Source organism: Cellulomonas uda (assembly GCF_006538705.1).
Classification (GTDB): Bacteria; Actinomycetota; Actinomycetes; order Actinomycetales; family Cellulomonadaceae; genus Cellulomonas; species Cellulomonas uda.
In genome coordinates this window covers 1-17,560 of sequence record NZ_BJLP01000066.1, presented here as the reverse complement: position 1 = coordinate 17,560, position 17,560 = coordinate 1, and the positions used below count along the sequence as shown (strand labels likewise).

Annotated in this window: 16 protein-coding genes and 1 pseudogene; 9 read left to right on the top strand and 8 right to left on the bottom strand. The window is 71.7% G+C overall.

Translation table 11 applies throughout. From position 1 onward, the window contains the following. Positions 1-993, top strand: a pseudogene (locus CUD01_RS16665) (hypothetical protein); the annotation flags it as partial. Positions 994-1,036: 43 nt separating this feature from the next. Here CUD01_RS16665 and CUD01_RS15085 read toward each other — a convergent pair. The 3 genes from CUD01_RS15085 to CUD01_RS15075 all read right to left on the bottom strand — a co-directional run bounded on the left by CUD01_RS15085 (position 1,037) and on the right by CUD01_RS15075 (position 3,499). Further along, on the bottom strand, positions 1,037-2,005 hold the full coding sequence (locus CUD01_RS15085) for an alpha/beta hydrolase (protein ID WP_141322305.1): 969 nt from the start codon (positions 2,003-2,005) through the stop codon (positions 1,037-1,039). Between the two features lie 92 nt (positions 2,006-2,097). Further along, positions 2,098-2,769 (bottom strand): histidine phosphatase family protein, encoded by a 672-nt coding sequence (locus CUD01_RS15080; RefSeq protein ID WP_094181697.1) that lies wholly within the window; start codon positions 2,767-2,769, stop codon positions 2,098-2,100. A 115-nt stretch (positions 2,770-2,884) separates the two neighbouring features. After that, entirely contained in the window at positions 2,885-3,499 is a 615-nt protein-coding gene (locus CUD01_RS15075) for a TetR/AcrR family transcriptional regulator (RefSeq protein WP_174773909.1), read from the bottom strand. Between the two features lie 124 nt (positions 3,500-3,623). Here CUD01_RS15075 and CUD01_RS15070 point away from each other — a divergent pair, with 124 nt between their 5' ends. From CUD01_RS15070 to CUD01_RS15055, 4 genes are all read left to right on the top strand, one after another. Beyond that, entirely contained in the window at positions 3,624-4,460 is an 837-nt protein-coding gene (locus CUD01_RS15070; RefSeq protein WP_141322301.1) for an alpha/beta fold hydrolase, read from the top strand. Positions 4,461-4,563: 103 nt separating this feature from the next. Continuing rightward, entirely contained in the window at positions 4,564-5,148 is a 585-nt protein-coding gene (locus CUD01_RS15065) for a hypothetical protein (RefSeq protein WP_208405281.1), read from the top strand. 120 nt (positions 5,149-5,268) lie between these two features. Beyond that, entirely contained in the window at positions 5,269-7,857 is a 2,589-nt protein-coding gene (gene clpB, locus CUD01_RS15060) for an ATP-dependent chaperone ClpB (RefSeq protein ID WP_141322300.1), read from the top strand. A gap of 56 nt (positions 7,858-7,913) precedes the next feature. After that, positions 7,914-8,957: a Gfo/Idh/MocA family protein gene (locus tag CUD01_RS15055; protein ID WP_141322298.1), complete on the top strand. Its 1,044-nt coding sequence runs from the start codon at positions 7,914-7,916 to the stop codon at positions 8,955-8,957. A gap of 9 nt (positions 8,958-8,966) precedes the next feature. Here the strand turns inward: CUD01_RS15055 and CUD01_RS15050 are convergent, their stop codons facing one another. Continuing rightward, the gene (locus CUD01_RS15050) at positions 8,967-9,611 is read right to left on the bottom strand and encodes a DUF4386 domain-containing protein (RefSeq protein ID WP_141322297.1); all 645 of its coding nucleotides are present in this window, start codon (positions 9,609-9,611) and stop codon (positions 8,967-8,969) included. A 68-nt stretch (positions 9,612-9,679) separates the two neighbouring features. Between CUD01_RS15050 and CUD01_RS15045 the strand changes: the two genes are divergently transcribed. Then, positions 9,680-10,363, top strand: a complete 684-nt coding sequence (locus CUD01_RS15045; RefSeq protein ID WP_141322295.1) for a TetR family transcriptional regulator — start codon at positions 9,680-9,682, stop codon at positions 10,361-10,363. A 33-nt stretch (positions 10,364-10,396) separates the two neighbouring features. Here CUD01_RS15045 and CUD01_RS15040 read toward each other — a convergent pair whose 3' ends face one another. Both CUD01_RS15040 and CUD01_RS15035 read right to left on the bottom strand, forming a co-directional pair. Continuing rightward, positions 10,397-11,056, bottom strand: coding sequence for a DUF4190 domain-containing protein (locus CUD01_RS15040; protein WP_141322293.1), 660 nt, complete (start codon positions 11,054-11,056; stop codon positions 10,397-10,399). Next, positions 11,053-11,850 (bottom strand): exodeoxyribonuclease III, encoded by a 798-nt coding sequence (locus CUD01_RS15035; RefSeq protein WP_141322291.1) that lies wholly within the window; start codon positions 11,848-11,850, stop codon positions 11,053-11,055. The genes CUD01_RS15040 and CUD01_RS15035 overlap by 4 nt, the downstream gene beginning before the upstream one ends. 123 nt (positions 11,851-11,973) lie before the next feature. Between CUD01_RS15035 and CUD01_RS15030 the strand changes: the two genes are divergently transcribed. Then, positions 11,974-12,996 (top strand): glycoside hydrolase family 43 protein, encoded by a 1,023-nt coding sequence (locus CUD01_RS15030; protein WP_141322289.1) that lies wholly within the window; start codon positions 11,974-11,976, stop codon positions 12,994-12,996. Between the two features lie 872 nt (positions 12,997-13,868). Here the strand turns inward: CUD01_RS15030 and CUD01_RS15025 are convergent. After that, positions 13,869-14,075, bottom strand: a complete 207-nt coding sequence (locus tag CUD01_RS15025; protein ID WP_141322287.1) for a hypothetical protein — start codon at positions 14,073-14,075, stop codon at positions 13,869-13,871. 473 nt (positions 14,076-14,548) lie between these two features. Further along, complete coding sequence (locus tag CUD01_RS15020) at positions 14,549-15,067, bottom strand: hypothetical protein (RefSeq protein ID WP_141322285.1); 519 nt, start codon at positions 15,065-15,067, stop codon at positions 14,549-14,551. A gap of 375 nt (positions 15,068-15,442) precedes the next feature. On the opposite strand from CUD01_RS15020, the gene CUD01_RS15015 reads away from it, so the two are divergent. Both CUD01_RS15015 and CUD01_RS15010 read left to right on the top strand, forming a co-directional pair. Continuing rightward, complete coding sequence (locus CUD01_RS15015; RefSeq protein WP_141322283.1) at positions 15,443-16,726, top strand: hypothetical protein; 1,284 nt, start codon at positions 15,443-15,445, stop codon at positions 16,724-16,726. Further along, complete coding sequence (locus CUD01_RS15010; RefSeq protein WP_141322282.1) at positions 16,723-17,181, top strand: hypothetical protein; 459 nt, start codon at positions 16,723-16,725, stop codon at positions 17,179-17,181. The genes CUD01_RS15015 and CUD01_RS15010 overlap by 4 nt, the downstream gene beginning before the upstream one ends. Positions 17,182-17,560: the final 379 nt, after the last annotated feature.

Below are 17,560 nucleotides of genomic sequence, written 5' to 3'. Positions count from 1 at the left end.
TTCGCGCTGTGGCTCGAGCCGTTCCACGCCACGAACCCGCGCAACGCGCCGTTCGCCGCCGGGTTCTGGACCGGCAACACCACTCCGCTGTCGACGGACGTCCGGGACGCGAAGCTCGCGACCGTGTCGACCACGCGCGACGTCCTGTTCCCGCTCGCGGTGCAGAACGTGACCCTCCCGGAAGTGACGGGCGCGCCGCAGATCGGCGCCACGCTGCAGGCGACCCGCGGGGCCTGGAACCCGGCGTCCGCGACGACGAGCGTGCAGTGGCTGCGCGACGGCACGGCGATCGCCGGCGCCACGTCGTCGTCCTACTCCGTCACGTCCGCGGACGGGGGTGCGACCATCACGGCGCGAGTCACCGCGACGGGCGGCACGGGATGGCTCGCGACGAGCGTCACGTCGGCTCCGGTGACCATCGTCAAGCCGATCAGCAACACGACGCGGGTGTCGATCTCCGGCACGGTCGGGTACGGGAAGACGGTGTGGGCCAAGCGCGGCGAGTGGGCGCCGGCCCCGGTCTCGACGAGCGTGCAGTGGTTGCGGGACGGTGTCGCGATCAGCGGAGCGACGGGTTCGTCGTACAAGGTCTCGAAGTCCGACGTGGGCAAGAAGCTGTCGGTGCGGGTGGTCGCGACCGGTGCGGACGGGTCGCAGGCGCGTTCGACGTCGGTGCAGACCAAGGTGCCCAGGGTGACGCCGACGCTGACGGTATCGGCGCCGTCGGTGAAGGCCGGGACGGCGGTGAAGGTCACGGTGAAGGTGGACTCGGGTGGTCTGGTGTCCCAGCCGCTGGGGACGGTCGCGGTGACGCTGGGCTCGAAGACGACGACGGTCACGTTGACCGCGGCGCGTGCGGGGTCGGTCACGGTGACGATGCCCGCACAGGTCAAGGGCTCGTACAAGGTCACCGCGAGGTTCGCCCCGACCTCGACGTCCACGACGTACCTCAACGGCGCGACCTCGTCGGCCCTGACGGTCAAGGTCACCTGACGCCCGGTCCGGGGCGCGCGGTGCGCGGCGCCCCGGACCCGCGTCAGGCGGGGGCGTGCGCGTCGAGGAACTCCACGACCGTGCCCAGGTACTCCTCGCGTGCGCGCGCGGGGGACAGCGCCAGGTCGTGCGCGCCGCCGGGGATCGTCACGAGCCTGACGGCCCGCCCGAGCCCGGGAGCGCGCGCGGCGATCTGGGCGACGTCGAGCACCGAGTCGGTGGTCAGCAGACCGTCGTGGACGCGGTCGTCGGGACCCGTGGCGTCGGACGTCAGGACCAGCACGGGCTCGCGGATGTCGAGCCCGCGCGCGACGCGCGCGTGCCCGGCGCGGATGGTGCGGATGAACGACGCACGCACCGGGAAGCCCTCGTGCGGCTTCCACGCCAGCTCGTACGTCCACTCGCCGCCCGAGCCGGCGTGCAGCGCGCGCCCGTAGTGCGGCTGGATGTGACCGACGACGAGCTCGGGGGTGACGCGACCGAGCACGCGCAGGGTGCGCGTGAGCACCACGCGGTCGAACCAGGGCTTGCGCAGATCGAGCCAGGGCGAGTTGAGCACCACGGCGTCCACGCGCCCGGGGCGCGCGTCCGCCCACAGCGCCGCGACCAGACCGCCCGTGGAGTGCCCCAGCAGCGCGACGCGGTCGTGGTCGGCGCGCAGGAGCGCGACGACCGCGTCGATCTCACGTGCGTACCCCGCGAGCTCGCGCGTGTGGTTGGGGCGCCGGCCCTCGCGGATGGACCGGCCGTAGTCGTGCAGGTCGAGCCCGTACAGGTCCCAGCCCGCGGCGTCGAGCGCGTCCGCGACGTGCGGGTGGAAGAAGTAGTCGACGAACCCGTGCAGGTACAGCACCGCACGCCGGTGGCGCGGTGGTCGGTGCACGAGGGTGGCGACAGGGTCGACGCCCTCGCGCGCGCTCTCGTCGTCGGGCGGCAGCTCGAGCGTCCGCGCGACCCACGCGCCACCCAGCACGTCCGGCTGCTCGTCACCCCATGCGGCCCCGTCGCTCATCTGCGCATCGTGCCCCACGCGCCGCACGCGCCGCGACGCGCTGACGGGTGGACTTGCGCTCACCAGGCGAGCGCAAGTCCACCCGCTGCGCCTCAGGCGACCGGCGCGAGCGCGGGGCGGGTGGCACCGGGCGTCGCGGGGCGCGCCGCGAGCGCGCCCTGAGCGGCGACGTCCTCGGCCAGCCGCGCGATGCGGGCCGTGCCGTCGTCGTCGACCTCGACCGTGCTGACCGACGCGTTGGGCAGCGCGACGAGGCCGACGGGCGCGAGCGTCGCGAGGTACGCGCCGAGCGCGAGGCCGTGGCCGACGACGAGCACGTGCTCGTCGGTGCCGAGGTGCTGCTCGACGAGCCGCGCGAACACCCGGGTCGTGCGGCCCATGAAGTCGGCCGCGTGCTCGCCGCCCGGCAGCCCGGGGTGCGTGCCCGCGAGCACCTGCTCGACGAGCGTGGGCCAGGGCTGGACGGCGTCGAGCGTGTGCTCGGGCCGGCGCTCGTACACGCCGAAGTGGTACTCGCGCAGGTCCACGTGCGTGCGCAGGCGCACGTCCTCGTGGTGGCGCAGGAGCTCGACCGCGGTCGAGACGGCGCGTCCGGACGGTGAGGACCAGGCGGCCGTGAACGGGGTGCCGGCCAGGTGCCGGGCGGTGGTCCGGACGCCCTGGCGTCCGTCGCGCGTCAGGGGGGAGTCGCAGCGGCCCTGCAGGACGCGGCGTGCGTTGAAGTGGGTGCGCCCGTGCCGTACGAGCGTGAGTGTGAGGGTCATCGTCGCCCTTCCGTCGTCATCGGTCGCGCTCGACGCTAGGGCGGCGAGGTTGCCGGGCGGCGACGACGAGGTGTCGGCTCGATGCACGTCCCGCGCTGCCGCGCGGCGGCGACCGTCAGGCGCGGGACAGCGCGGCGTCGATGAGGACCTCGGCGGCGCGGCGGGCGTGCGCGGCGGCGTCCGGGCGGCCGGCGATCGCGGCGGTCGTCTGCGCGCCCTCGGCGAGCAGCGCGAGCTGCGACCCGAGCTCCCGGTCCCCGACGAGCTCGTGGGCGAGCTGGGCGACGTAGTCCTGGAACGTCTGCTTGTGGGCGCGGGCGGCCTCCGCGACGGCGGGGGAGGTCGCGCTGAGCTCGCCGAACGCGTTGATGAAGCCGCAGCCCCGGAACGTGTCGTCGCCGAACCACTGCTCGAGGAAGTCGAACACGGCGAGCAGCCGCGCGCGGGGGTCCGTCAGGCCCGCGGCGGCCTGCGCGAGCCCCGCCTCCCACTGCCGGTGGCGTGCGTCCAGCACCGCGAGCACGAGCTGCTCCTTGCCGGGGAACTCGGAGTAGAGCCGCTTGAGCGAGACGCCCGCGGCGGTGCGGACCTCGTCCATGCCGACGGACTGGATGCCGCGCGCGTAGTAGAGCGCGTCGGCCGCGCCGACGATGCGGCGGCGGACCTCGTCGTCGACCGGGCGGGCCGCGCCGGCAGCGCTCGTCGTGCTCGCGCTCGTCGTGCCTGCCACTGCGCCACCCCGTCCCGGCCCGTCGCGGACCTCGTCGTACCCCTTGCGTTGAGAACGCTCGTTCTCTACTGTAGTCCACACCAGCGGAGAACGATCGTTCTCCCGTGAGGTCGAGGGGTATGTCATGGGACGCATCACGGTCGGTACGGAGAACTCGGTCGACATCGAGCTGCACTACGAGGACAAGGGCACGGGTCAGCCCGTCGTCCTCATCCACGGCTTCCCGCTCGACGGGAACTCGTGGGAGGGCCAGACCGCCGCGCTGCTCGACGCGGGCTACCGGGTGGTGACGTACGACCGCCGCGGGTTCGGGCGGTCGAGCCAGCCCTCCGTCGGGTACGACTACGACACGTTCGCGGCGGACCTGCACACGGTCCTCGAGACGCTCGACCTGCGCGACGTCGTCCTGGTCGGGTTCTCGATGGGCACCGGCGAGGTCGGTCGCTACCTCGGCACCTACGGCTCGGAGCGGGTCGCCAAGGCCGCGTTCCTCGGCTCGCTCGAGCCGTACCTGACGAAGACCGAGGACAACCCCGAGGGTGCGGCCCCGGCCGAGTTCTTCGAGGGCATCGCGGCGGACGTCCGCGCGGACCGGTACGCGTACTTCACCGCGTTCTACCAGGACTTCTTCAACCTCGACGAGAACCTCGGCAGCCGCATCAGCGAGGAGCAGGTGCGCCACGCGTGGGACGTGGCCGCCGGGTCGGGGTCCGTCGCATCGGCCGCGGCGCCGCTCACGTGGGGCACGGACTTCCGGGGCGACATCCCCGCGATCGACGTCCCCGCACTGATCCTGCACGGCACCGCGGACCGCATCCTGCCGATCGACGCCACGGCCCGGCTGTTCCACCGCGCGCTGCCGTCGGCCACGTACGTCGAGATCGAGGGCGCGCCGCACGGTCTGCTGACCACGCACACCGCCGAGGTCAACGAGGCGCTGCTCGCGTTCCTCGCGAGCTGACCCGCACGGCGGCCACGCCCCGGCCCGGGTCCGACGACCGGGCCTGGGCCTCGTCGTCCGCCGGGCGGCCCGCGCGCGGGCGGCGGCCGGTACGGTGCGAGGCATGAACCGCGCTCGGGGCTGCCGCGACCGTGACCGCAGGGGTGCGGTGGCCGCCGCCGGTGGGCTCGTCGGGGCGCTCGTCGTGCTGGCGCTCGGCGCGTGCGGCGGCGGCGGGACCACCGGGACCGGCGGCGCGGACGTCGCGGCCCGGATGCAGTACGCGGGGATCGCGCGGGACCTGGTCTACGTGACCGACGTCGACGGGTTCGACCTCGCCGTGCAGTCCGTCGGGGTCTCGGGCGACGAGGGCATGTCCGCGGCCTACGTCAGCCCGGCCGGCACGGTGCTGCTGCGCACGTCCCGCGGAGCCGGCGGACAGGCTCCGGCCTGCGCACAGCTCGAGGACGACGGCGCGGGAGCCTCGTGCGAGGTGGTGGCCGACGGCGTGCACGTGCTGCTCGAGGGCGACGGCGTGGACGCCGCGACCCTGCGCGCGGCGGGCGCTGCGGTGCGTCCGGCGCGCGACGGCGAGCTCGCCACCCTGTTCTCCGAGCTCCCCACGCCCCCGGACGGCGAGCCGGTGGAGCGCGGCGACCTGCCTGAGGGCGACGGCGCACCCGACAACGACCCCGGCCCGGGCGGCTGACCCGCGCACGTCGCCCGCGCTCGGGCAGCGGATCTCAAGTTGAGCGGAATACACTCAACTTTGTCACGTTGGGATGTGCAGACGCATCGACGACGCGCGAGACTCGCGCAGGGAGGTCACGTGGACGCCAAGCTCACGACCCGCTCGCAGGAGGCGCTCGGCAGCGCCATCCAGTCCGCGAGCGCCGCCGGCAACCCGCAGCTGGAGCCGGCACACATCCTCGACGCGCTGCTCCAGCAGGAGGGCGGCGTTGCGGGCGGTCTGCTCGACGCGGTCGGTGCCGACCGCGGGGCGCTCGGCCGCGCGGTGCGCGGCATCCTCGTCAACCTGCCCTCGTCGTCGGGCTCGACGGTCGCGCAGCCCAGCGCGTCGCGCGCGACCGCCGCCGCCATCGAGGCGGCCAACGCGGAGGCACGCACGCTCGGCGACGACTACGTCTCGACCGAGCACCTGCTCATCGGCCTGGCGGCCGGGCAGTCTGGCGTGGCCGACGCGCTGCGCGCGGCCGGGGCGTCGCGCGACGCCCTGCTCGCCGCGCTGCCGACCGTGCGCGGGAACGCGCGCGTCACCAGCCCCGACCCGGAGGGCACCTACAAGGCCCTCGAGAAGTACGGCGTCGACCTGACGCAGCGCGCGGCCGAGGGCAAGCTCGACCCGGTGATCGGGCGTGACTCGGAGATCCGGCGCGTCGTGCAGGTGCTGTCCCGCCGCACCAAGAACAACCCCGTGCTGATCGGCGAGCCGGGCGTCGGCAAGACCGCCGTCGTCGAGGGGCTCGCGCAGCGCATCGTCGAGGGCGACGTGCCGGAGTCCCTGCGCGGCAAGAAGCTGGTCGCGCTCGACCTCGCCTCGATGGTCGCCGGCGCCAAGTACCGCGGAGAGTTCGAGGAGCGGCTCAAGGCCGTGCTCGAGGAGATCAAGGGCTCCGACGGGCAGGTCGTGACGTTCATCGACGAGCTGCACACGGTCGTCGGCGCGGGTGCCGGCGGCGAGGGAGCGATGGACGCGGGCAACATGCTCAAGCCCATGCTCGCGCGCGGCGAGCTGCGGCTCGTCGGCGCGACCACGCTCGACGAGTACCGCGAGCACATCGAGAAGGACCCCGCGCTCGAGCGGCGGTTCCAGCAGGTGTTCGTCGGCGAGCCGTCCGTGGAGGACACCGTCGCGATCCTGCGCGGGCTCAAGGAGCGTTACGAGGCGCACCACAAGGTGACGATCTCCGACGCGGCGCTCGTCGCCGCCGCTGCGCTGTCCGACCGGTACATCACGGGCCGCCAGCTCCCCGACAAGGCGATCGACCTCGTCGACGAGGCGGCCTCGCGGCTGCGCATGGAGCTCGACTCGTCGCCGATCGAGATCGACGAGCTCCAGCGTGCGGTGACGCGCCTGGAGATGGAGGAGGTCGTGCTCTCGGAGTCCGACGACCCCGCCTCGCTCGACCGGCTCGAGCGGCTGCGCGCCGACCTCGCGGACCGTCGCGAGGAGCTCGCGGCGCTCAACGCGCGCTGGGAGAAGGAGAAGGCGGGCCACAACCTCGTCGGCGACCTCAAGGCACGCCTGGACGCGCTGCGCTCCGACGCCGAGCGGCTCCAGCGCGACGGCGACCTCGAGAAGGCCGCACGCATCCTCTACGGCGAGATCCCCACGCTCCAGCGGCAGATCGCCGACGCGGAGGCGTCCGAGGCCGACCAGGACGCCGTCGACGCGCCGCCGATGATCGCGGAGAAGGTCGGCCCCGACGAGATCGCCGAGGTCGTCTCGGCGTGGACGGGCATCCCCGCGGGCCGCATGCTCGAGGGCGAGACCGCCAAGCTCCTGCGCATGGAGGAGGTCCTCGGCGAGCGCCTGATCGGCCAGAAGAAGGCCGTCGCCGCGGTCTCCGACGCGGTGCGCCGCGCCCGCGCGGGCATCTCCGACCCCGACCGGCCCACCGGCTCGTTCCTGTTCCTCGGCCCCACGGGCGTCGGCAAGACCGAGCTCGCGAAGGCGCTCGCGGACTTCCTGTTCGACGACGAGCGCGCGATGGTCCGCATCGACATGTCCGAGTACGCGGAGAAGCACTCCGTGGCGCGGCTCGTCGGTGCACCTCCCGGGTACGTCGGCTACGAGGAGGGCGGCCAGCTCACCGAGGCCGTGCGGCGGCGCCCGTACTCGGTCGTCCTGCTCGACGAGGTCGAGAAGGCGCACCCCGAGGTGTTCGACGTGCTGCTCCAGGTGCTCGACGACGGGCGGCTCACCGACGGCCAGGGCCGCACGGTGGACTTCCGCAACGTCATCCTCATCCTCACCTCGAACCTCGGCTCGCAGTTCCTGGTCGACCCGCTGCTGGGCGAGTCGGAGAAGCGGGACGCGGTGATGGGGGCGGTGCGCTCCGCGTTCAAGCCGGAGTTCCTCAACCGGCTCGACGACGTCGTGCTGTTCGAGGCACTGACGCTCGACGAGATCGGGCACATCGTCGACCTGCAGGTCGCGTCGCTCGCCCGCCGCCTCGCGGACCGCCGGCTCACGCTCGAGGTCACTCCCGCGGCGCGCGACTGGCTCGCGATCGAGGGCTTCGACCCGGCGTACGGCGCCCGCCCGCTGCGCCGCCTCGTCCAGCGCGAGATCGGCGACAACCTGGCCCGCGCCCTGCTGTCCGGGCAGGTCCACGACGGCCAGACGATCGTCGTCGACCGCGACGAGGAGGGCCTGCGCATCACGGGCGCCTGACCCGTCCCGCCCGCCCCGGCGCGTGCCCTGACCTGCGGGCGTGCGAGAGTGTGGCCGTGACGTTGCGACTGCCTGAGCCCCGGTTCCCCGACCCGCGTGACGCGCCCGTGCTGCGGTGGGGGGTGCTGGCCCCGGGGTGGATCGCGGGGCACTTCGTGGATTCGCTCCACCGGCACACGGACCAGCGCGTGGTCGCCGTCGCGAGCCGGGACCAGGCGCGCGCGCAGGCGTTCGCCGACGAGCACGGGGTCGAGCGTGCGCTGTCGTCGTACGACGAGCTCGTGCACGACCCCGAGGTCGACGTCGTCTACGTCGCGAGCCCGCACAGCCACCACCCGGACCAGGCGCTCGCGGCGATCGCGGCCGGCAAGCACGTGCTCGTCGAGAAGCCGCTGGCCCGCAACGCGGCCGAGGCGCGGCTGATCGTCGATGCGGCGCGTGCGGCCGGCGTCCTCGCGATGGAGGCGATGTGGACGCGGTACCTGCCGCACGTCGACGTGCTGCGCCAGGTGCTCGAGGACGGGCTGATCGGCCGGCCGCGGTGGGTCACGGGCTCGTTCGCGACGCGGGCCGAGGTGCCCGACGACCATCGTCTGCTCAACCCGGCGCTCGCGGGCGGTGTGCTGCTCGACATCGGCATCTACCCGCTGTCGTTCGCGTCGTTCGTCGCGACCACCGTGGGACTCCCGGCGACGCCGACGGACCTGCAGGTCATGGGCTCGCTGGCGCGCACGGGCGTCGACGAGCAGGTGGCGCTGCAGGTCGCGTACCCGGGCCTGCAGGCGCAGCTGTTCACGTCCATGCTCACGCCCGCGGACGACGAGGCGCGCGTGCACGGCGAGGCAGGCTGGGTCACCACGGGTCCGCGGTTCCGGGGGCCGTCGAGCGTGACCCTCCACGTGGGCGACGAGAGCGCGACGTGGGACGAGAACCGTGTCGAGGAGCTCGACGGGCTGTGCTTCCAGGCTGCGGCGCTCGCGCGCTACGTCGAGGCCGGGCTGACCGAGTCGCCGCTGCACCCGCTCGACGAGGTCGTCACGGTGCTGGAGACGGCCGACGAGGTGCGCCGACGGCTCGGGGTCCGCTACCCGGGCGAGTGACGCACGGCGTCAGCGCGCGGCGACCCGGTCCGGGACGTCGGCCGGGACGTCCGGTGCGGCGGGTGCGCGCAGACCGCGCGTGAGCAGCAGCACGGCCCACCAGATCTCGAACGCGAACACCGGGACGGCGCACAGTCCGGCGACGGTCCCGCCGAGCGGGATCACGTCGAACAGCTGCGCGAGGTTCCCGACGAGGACCAGCACGCCACCGCCGACGCCCAGCATGCCGAGCGCGCGGGGGACGACGCGCGCGTCGAGCAGCAGCCACCCGAGCACGACCGTGTTGACGGCGATGACGAGCCCTTGCCCGACGAGGAACGCCGCGGTGTGCAGGTCGGTGAGCGCCGCGGCCATGGGGCCGGTGCCGGCGTCGCGCCACGCGAGCGCGAGCATCGGGAGCGTGCCGGCGGCGATCACGGCGGCCTCGAGGGTGCGCAGCAGCGCGAACGTGACCGCGCGCGCCTCGCCGTACGGGCGCAGCAGCACGAGCAGCAGCACGCCCGTGCCCAGGCAGCCGAGCGCGAGCAGCACCTCGAGCAGCACGCCCAGCCGCAGCGCCCCGGAGTCGTACGCGACGACCGCGAGCACCGAGGTCACGTGCGTGGAGAGGTAGAGCGCGCCCGCGGTGCGGGCGTACGTGCGGGCGTGGGTCATCGGCCTGCCGATCGTCGAGGTGTACGCCGTATACCGGCGCTCGCCCAGGCTAGGTATACGGTGTAGACATGTCAACCGGTCGCGCGACTCTCGACCACGACCGCGTCCTGGACGCCGCGGTCGCGCTCGCCGACGAGATCGGCCTCGACGCGATGAGCATGCGACGCCTCGCCGACGCCCTGTGCGTCACGCCCATGGCGCTCTACAAGCACGTCGCCAACCGCGAGCAGCTCGTCGACGCGATGGTCGAGCGGATCGTGTCCGACATCGCGACCCCGGCCCCCGGCCGGCCGTGGAAGCAGGCCGTGCGCGCCCGGATCCTGTCCGCACGGGCCGTCATGACCGCGCACCCGTGGGCGCAGGCGGCGGTCGAGTCGAGGACCGCCGCCGGGCCCGCGGTGCTGCGCCACATGGACGCCCTGATGGACGACATGTTCCGCGGCGGTCTCTCGGCCGACCTGGTGCACCACGCGATGCACGCGCTGAGCACGCGCATGTGGGGCTTCACGCGTGACGTGCTGCCGACGCCCACGCTGCCCGCCGACCCCGACGAGCGCGCCCGTGCGATGGCGGGCTTCGCCGTGACCTACCCGGCGATCGTGCGGATGGCGACCACCGCGTCCCACGCCGGCGCCGCGTGCGACGACGACGCCGAGCTGACGTTCGCGCTCGACGTGCTCCTGGACGCGTTCGAGCGACTGCACCACGAGGGCTGGACGCCCGCCGTGCGCCAGGACGTCAGCGGGGGCTAGCGCGCCACGGCGCTGGGGGCCCGGACGAGGGCGTCAGCGGGTGCGCTGCACGCACAGCCCCAGGCGGTCGCCACCGTTCCAGCCGCTCTCGTCGGGCGACCACACGACGTCGAGCGGCTCACCGGTCCGGGCGTAGTGCTCGTCGAGCTCGCAGGCCTGCCGCACCAGCTCGTCCACGCGCGTCTGGCCGGGCCACGGCTGCTCGGACCCCACCGTGACCCGCGCGCGCACCTCGGCCTCGTGCGGGTCGCCGCACGGCACGACGACGATCTCGCTCACCGGTCCGTCGGCGGGCAGGTCCCGCACGCAGTGCCCCGCGTCCAGGCGGTTCACGGTCGTCGTGACGGGACCGCTGACGTCGGTCGCGATCGGGCGCGAGCGCTGCACGGCGACGACGACCGCGGCGGTCGCGCCGAGCGCCACGAGCGCGCCGACCGCACCCACGACGACGGCTGCGCGCGCGAGGCCGCGTCCGCGCGTGCCCTTGGCGCGGGTCGCACGCAGCGCCGCGACCCCCAGCCCGAGGCCGACGAGCCCGAGCGTGGGCCACAGCCAGAACAGCAGCGCCGCGACGAGCGCCGCGACGGCGAGCCCCTCGAGCGGCGGCCGCGCGGCGGCCGACCACGTGGGCGCGTAGTGCGTCGCCGGGTACGGGTCGGGGCTCGTCGGCGGTGCCGGCGGCTGCTCGCTCATGCGTCCTCCGCGAGGTCGAGGACCACGGGGACGTGGTCCGAGGCGCCCTTGCCCTTGCGCTCGTCGCGCACGATCGTCACGCCCGTCACCCGCGCCGCGAGCGCGGGGGAGGCGTAGGTGAGGTCGATGCGCATGCCCTTGTTCTTGGGGAAGCGCAGCTGCTGGTAGTCCCAGTACGTGTAGGTGTGCTCGGCGGGCAGGTGCACGCGCGAGACCTCGGTGTACCCCGCGTGCGCGATCGCGGCGAACGCGTCGCGCTCGGCGGGCGTGACGTGCGTGCGGCCCGCGAACCAGGCGGGGTCCCACACGTCCGTGTCGAGCGGCGCGATGTTCCAGTCGCCGACGAGCGCGACCTGCGCGCCGGGGTCGGCCGCGAGCCAGCCCGCGGCGGCGTCCCGCAGGTGCGCGAGCCAGTCGAGCTTGTAGGCGTAGTGCGGGTCGTCGATCGCCCGCCCGTTCGGGACGTAGAGGCTCCACACGCGCACGCCGCCGGCCGTCACGCCGATCGCGCGCGCCTCGGCCGCGGCGGGCTCGCCCCACGTCGGCATGCCGGGGAAGCCGATCTCGACGTCATCGATCCCGACCCGCGAGACCACGGCGACGCCGTTCCACTGGCTGTACCCGACGTGCGCGACCTCGTACCCGAGCGCCTCGAACGCCTCGTGCGGGAACTGCTCGTCCTTGCACTTGGTCTCCTGCAGCGCGAGGACGTCGACGCCGGACCGCTCGAGGAACGCCACCGCCCGCTCGGTGCGGGCACGGATCGAGTTGATGTTCCAGGTGGCGACGCGCATGCCGCGCAGGTTACCGGGCGGGTGCGCCGCGGGTGCCGCGCGGTCCGGAGGACCGAAGGCCTGGCGCCGGACCGATAGTCCGCCTGTAGAGTTTCGGCAGCATCCTCGAAAGGACGGGTCCCCATGCACGTTCGAGCCGCCGACACTGTCGCGCACGCCGCCGCAGGAGCCTTCGCGCAGGTCGTGCCGGACGCGCCCCCGGGCCCGCTCATCGACAGCATCTGGACCGCCGACCCGTCGGGGCACGTGTGGGACGGCACGCTGTGGATCTACCCCTCGCACGACGAGGACACGGGTGCGACCGCCGACGACCACGGCAGCCACTACGACATGCGCGACTACCACGTGCTGTCCCTCGACTCCCTCGACGGTGAGGTCGTCGACCACGGTGTCGCACTGACGCTCGAGCAGGTCCCGTGGGCCGCGCGCCAGCTGTGGGCGCCCGACGCCGCGCGCCGCGGCGACACGTACTACCTGTACTTCCCCGCCAAGGACCGCGACGGCGTGTTCCGCATCGGCGTCGCCACGGCCGAGCACCCCGCGGGCCCGTTCACCGCGCAGCCCGAGCCGATCCCCGGCGCGTACAGCATCGACCCCGCGGTCTTCACCGACGACGACGGCTCGTCGTACCTGGTCACCGGCGGCATCCTCGGCGGGCAGCTGCAGCGCTGGCGCGACGACGTCTACACCGGCGTCGACGCGTACCCCGGGCTCGACGAGCCCGCGCTCGCCCCCCGCATCGCCCGGCTGTCCGACGACCTGCTGTCCCTCGCCGAGCCGACGCGCCCGCTCGTCCTCGTGGACGACGAGGGCCGTGCGCTCACGTCACGCGACCCGAACCGGTTCTTCGAGGGTGCGTGGATCAGCAAGGTCGGTGACACGTACGTCTTCATGTACTCGAACGGCGACTCCCACCAGCTCGTCCACGCCACGGGGGACTCGCCGTACGGGCCGTTCACGTACCGCGGTGTGCTGCTCGAGCCGGTGATCGGCTGGACCACGCACGGCTCGATCGTCGAGTGGCACGACGCGTGGTACCTGCTCTACCACGACGCCGAGCGCTCGGGTCGCGACCACCTGCGCACCGTCCGCATGGCCCGCCTCGACCTGCGCCCCGACGGCACGTTCGCGACGGTCCGCCGCTAACTCCCCCGGAACTCGCGGATATCCAAGCGGACAACGAGGAAGGTCACGACGAATGGCGCGAACTCGTCGTCCCGGCGACCGTTGCCTCCAAACACACTTTCGCTGACCTCATCAGGGGCGACGACCGGCCAGGGGCACGGCGGCCGGAGTCCTTGGTTTATCCGCTCGACGGGATGGGGCGCGCTAGCGGGATTGCCACCGTGGCGTGGACTCAATCGAGCGCCCAGAGCGCCCAGACTGGAGTCTGGGCCTTCCGCTTCACCCTGGCAGATGCCATGCAGATTCCGAGTCGTGCGGACGATACGCAGAGGTCCCCCGGGGCGACGGCGTGGACGCCGAGGATGGATCCTCGAGTGGAGCAGCGGGTACCCTCGTCCACGGACGCCAAGTCGACGTCACGAGTGCCACGGCGGCGGCGCCGAGTAGTCCAGAGAATGTCCAGTCGTAGACATCCCAGAGGAGCGCTAGATCCGTCCGTCGAGCCGCCCAGGAGATCGTGTGCTCTTCGGACGCCGATCCCAAGCAGTAGAAGGTCGACTTCGATAGTTCTTCGGCGCATTCGTACGCTTCGAGCGCCATGCACGACGGGCATACCGATATCTGCACGTACGAGCCGTCGAATGACTTGCTTGCCAACTCGTCGTAAGTGACTTGACGCGGATTGCGAAATATCGCTTCAGGATCCTCGACCGGTTTCGAGCTCAGCGTCCGCAGACCGGTGTCGACCGACGGTCGCCAGCTGAGTGCTGCGTAGTCGACGACGGTATCGCCTAGCAGCTCGCGACTAATGGCGAGGGTGGGGAAACGGACGATTACCTTCACAGGCTCCATGAACCGCCACCCGGGCCTAATCGGGTGGCGGTTCTTCTTTGTCAGTGAGTCGGCTCGGCGGCGAGCATCTGGTGGATACGTGGCTCGGATAGCCCCGCGGCGGCGGCGATTGCGCGCAGCGAGTGGCCGGCGGCGCGGGCGGCGCTGATGGTGCGCATCCGCTCGAGGTCAGCGGTCTGCCGTAGGCGCGCTGCACCGGCAACGGCGGTCAGCGTCTCGGTCTCCGTGCAGGTGTTTCGGCGCGGCATCGGGGCCACCTCCAGGATCGGTTCTTCGGTCTCCTGAAGTTTAGGACATGGCCCATACAGAATCACTCGCCGGCGTCAATCGCTAGCACGTTAGCGTGCAAATTGCTGGGCGGGTCGCTCCACCGCCTCGCACATGCGATCCTCGCGTCTCGCCCGATGCCCCCACCGTGGATTCTTTTCGGAGACTGAGTTGCCCCTATGCGACGTAAAATCCGGCACTCACGTCCGTCGACGTTACGGCTATGCGACGTAAAACGTGCAGAGACGCCTGACAGGGCGTCGGGAGGTTACGGCCATGCGACGTAAAGCCGAAGCTCCTCACCCCCGCCCCTCCCGGTCTCTTCCCGCCCCTGCGCGGCTCGTACCGGTGCGGGCAGCGGGAAGGTGGGTGCGTGGGGCGGGTTGGGAGGCCGCAGGAGTCGAGCAGCCAAGAACTCGCACCCCTCGCCGCACATGAGCACGGGGCGCTGAGGTCAGGTGCAGGAGATCTCGGGTGCCAGGTTGGGCTCGAAGACGTCCAGGTGCACCTCGACAAGCTCGCCGGCCTTCGGGAACTGGAACACACCGCTGTCACCCTTGCGCACCGCCCCCATCGGTGCGTGGTACCAGGTGCGGTACGACAGCGTCCAGCAGTCGACCACCGGGAGCATGCGCAGCAGCCGGCAATCTGTCGCCGAGGTGCAGTCAGCATGTCCTGAAGGAAACGGGACGTAGGCGTAGTACACCCGCCCATCGAGGGTGACGCTGCTGAGACCCCGCGCCTTGATCACCGCCTCATACGGCACCGCCAGCTGGGCCATCTCGGACGCGTCCGCCTCGAGCGCCGCCTTGTCGCGCTGAGCGTTGTCCGACGCGACCCGCTCACGTTCGCTCCGCACCGCTTGCTCCACCCAAGCCGCGGCGAATCCGCCACCGAGCACCAGCAGGGCAAGGAGACTTGCGACGATGGGCGCCCGTCGACTCCGACTCTGTCGTTCGCGGCTGCTCACCACGGGGACATCGTCACAACCTCGAGCGCTCTTGACGTTGCGACTCGTCTTGCTCGACGACGGCGGCCCCCACCCCCGCGCTCACCGTGACGGGCCGTCAACTGGTCGGTGCGGGACGGGGCAGTCTGAGGCATGGAGGGTGGGCAGGTGTTGCGCGCCGTCCCGACGGGACGGCTAGGTGGGGACCCGGCAGGCGGTCGCACCTCTCCTGCCCCGCGCTCACGTGCACGAACGGGTGAATCTAGGACGAACGTCCCGCTTTGACTCAAGGCGCCCGTCGAAAGTCGCCCGGGCTGAGCTAACCGAACGCTACGTTCGCAGCCATCAAGCGACCGGACGAAGTGGTCCGAAGCGACATCAGGCGACGAAGGGCAAGTGATGAGACGGTCAGTCACGCTAGGTTCGGCCACGGTAGCGGCGTTCACGCTCGTGCTGGCAGGGCTTGCGCTGCCAGCCCAGGGCCTAGCCGCGCCGGAAGTCGGAACTGAGGGTGGGACCCAGCTCGAGTTCGAAGGCACCCGCCTCACGATGTCCGACGACGGTCAGGCGGTCGACCTCGTTCGGCAGAGCAGCGCGGCGGAAGGCCTTGTCACTTACACGGCGACCTTGGCTGACGAGTCTGAGCAGACAGTAGTTGTGGCGCAGACGTTGGCCACCGACAGCGTCCCGGCCGGGGCGGAGGTGATCTCCGAGCCCGTCGTCCGCCCTTCCGATGACGGGGTCGAGGAGACGAGCGTCGTCCGTGCGGCGCCTCTTGATCCTGACGATCTCACGCCCATCATCGCCTGGACGAAGGCGGCCAGCGGCATCGTCACCGTCGCGACGCCAGAAGGAACTGAACTGCAGAGCGTCTCAGGAACGTCTGACGAGTACGAGCTACTTGAGTCAGCCCCGGACAGCCTGGCCGTGCAGACTCTATCGTCCGATGTCCAGCTGGCTGTCTCTACGACAGACGCCTCCGGCGCAGAGGGAACCTTTGCGCTTACAGACCCTGATGACGGAGAGGAGGAGGGTGACTATGGCCCCGATGGGGCGGGCGGTGTCGCGCTGGCGTCCGGCGGCTTCGAGTTCCGATACCAGACGTTCATTCCTGACTACCGGATTCCACTTCCGAAGGTCCTTGGCGTGTCAGTGTGTGACCCTACGCACTCCGACGACTCGTACAACGGCAACAATCGTTCGTGGCACCTCACGTCAAATCTGAGCAACACGTCGTCGAAGACCCGGATGAACGTGCGCTACTACTGGAACACGAAGACGTTCCACGAGCTCAAGTATGTGGGTACGACCTACCAGTACCGCAAAGACGGAAACCTGCGGCGATCGGCGAACGCTGGCACGTCCGGGCTCACCTACTCAAACCGCGTCGGCTCCGCCACATACGCGAGGATCAGGCTCAACCACTCCGTAAAGAACCCTTTGTGCGCGGTGGCGGGGCCAATCACTTTCTACGCGATCGTGGACGTCTACTCCAACGGCAGCTACGTGGTCACGGGGAACCGAGTGCTCGTTCCTAACCACGAGTTGCTTATCCGCTCCATGAACCGCTCGGTATACAAGAGTGTGAACCGCGCGACGAAGGAGAGCTTTCACTGCCTGAGCACGAGCCTCGGGTGCCCCGCGCCCGACTCGTTCGACTTCCGAGGTACCTTCCCACTATGAACCAAGCAACCGCAGGTCCGGTCGAGGCTGGTGCAGCGCGGCTGATCGGTGTTGAGTACGCGAAGCAGGTCGCCGCCATGGCATGCGCCGGAGCCGTGTTCCTCCTCGCCCCACTAGGTTCACTACTCACTGACGGCTGGGACGCCGAGAGCTTCCGGAACCTCCTACTGCAAGTCGCTCAGGTCGCCGTGATCGTGCTGCTTGGGCATGTGCTAGTTACCTGGCGCCTCGGCAAGGTCAGTTGGGCTTACTCGATCCTGGGGCAACTCGCGGTCTGGACGTTGTGGGCCGCTAGCGCGGGTGCCATCGACGGTTCCGTGACCAACGTGGGCGAGGTCGTCTGGGGCATCTTGGTAGTTGGGTTGCCCATCACGCTCATCGCACTCGGGCTGCGGGCGCTTATCGCCCCTTGGCGACCGGACTCCCGCTTGAGGGACGAGGTGCCGAAGCGCTGAGTGCGTTGGGGACCGAGGCGACCCCGGTGAGTCTGCACGGGTCGCCTCGGTCACTCCAGCAGACTCACTTGCTCGCAGACACGTGCGCTCGAGTCCATGATGTCCGGTGCACAGCACCACCACGAGGACCCCGGTGGTTTCCCACCGGGGTCCTCGTCACCCCGGCCCCGGTCCTCCCCGTCTCATCGCGGTCCGGTGCGTGCTGGTCGGTACGGACGCGGGCACGGTGGGTGGCCGGGCGGGTGCGGCGGCTGCGGGTCTTGGATGCGGGCCACAGGAGCACCATCAGGACCGCCGCCACGACCTGCGCGGGAATCGTCCGCCACACGGCGTACACGGCGGCTGCGCGGCCTGTGAGGGCCCCGACCACCACACCCGT

Bases quoted from the DNA above. Each gene is read 5' to 3' on its own strand.
- CUD01_RS15085 (WP_141322305.1), bottom strand. From the start codon at position 2,005: ATGAGCGACGGGGCCGCATGGGGTGACGAGCAGCCGGACGTGCTGGGT.
- CUD01_RS15080 (WP_094181697.1), bottom strand. From the start codon at position 2,769: ATGACCCTCACACTCACGCTCGTACGGCACGGGCGCACCCACTTCAAC.
- CUD01_RS15070 (WP_141322301.1), top strand. From the start codon at position 3,624: ATGGGACGCATCACGGTCGGTACGGAGAACTCGGTCGACATCGAGCTG.
- CUD01_RS15065 (WP_208405281.1), top strand. From the start codon at position 4,564: ATGAACCGCGCTCGGGGCTGCCGCGACCGTGACCGCAGGGGTGCGGTG.
- CUD01_RS15050 (WP_141322297.1), bottom strand. From the start codon at position 9,611: ATGACCCACGCCCGCACGTACGCCCGCACCGCGGGCGCGCTCTACCTC.
- CUD01_RS15045 (WP_141322295.1), top strand. From the start codon at position 9,680: ATGTCAACCGGTCGCGCGACTCTCGACCACGACCGCGTCCTGGACGCC.
- CUD01_RS15040 (WP_141322293.1), bottom strand. From the start codon at position 11,056: ATGAGCGAGCAGCCGCCGGCACCGCCGACGAGCCCCGACCCGTACCCG.
- CUD01_RS15035 (WP_141322291.1), bottom strand. From the start codon at position 11,850: ATGCGCGTCGCCACCTGGAACATCAACTCGATCCGTGCCCGCACCGAG.
- CUD01_RS15030 (WP_141322289.1), top strand. From the start codon at position 11,974: ATGCACGTTCGAGCCGCCGACACTGTCGCGCACGCCGCCGCAGGAGCC.
- CUD01_RS15025 (WP_141322287.1), bottom strand. From the start codon at position 14,075: ATGCCGCGCCGAAACACCTGCACGGAGACCGAGACGCTGACCGCCGTT.
- CUD01_RS15015 (WP_141322283.1), top strand. From the start codon at position 15,443: ATGAGACGGTCAGTCACGCTAGGTTCGGCCACGGTAGCGGCGTTCACG.
- CUD01_RS15010 (WP_141322282.1), top strand. From the start codon at position 16,723: ATGAACCAAGCAACCGCAGGTCCGGTCGAGGCTGGTGCAGCGCGGCTG.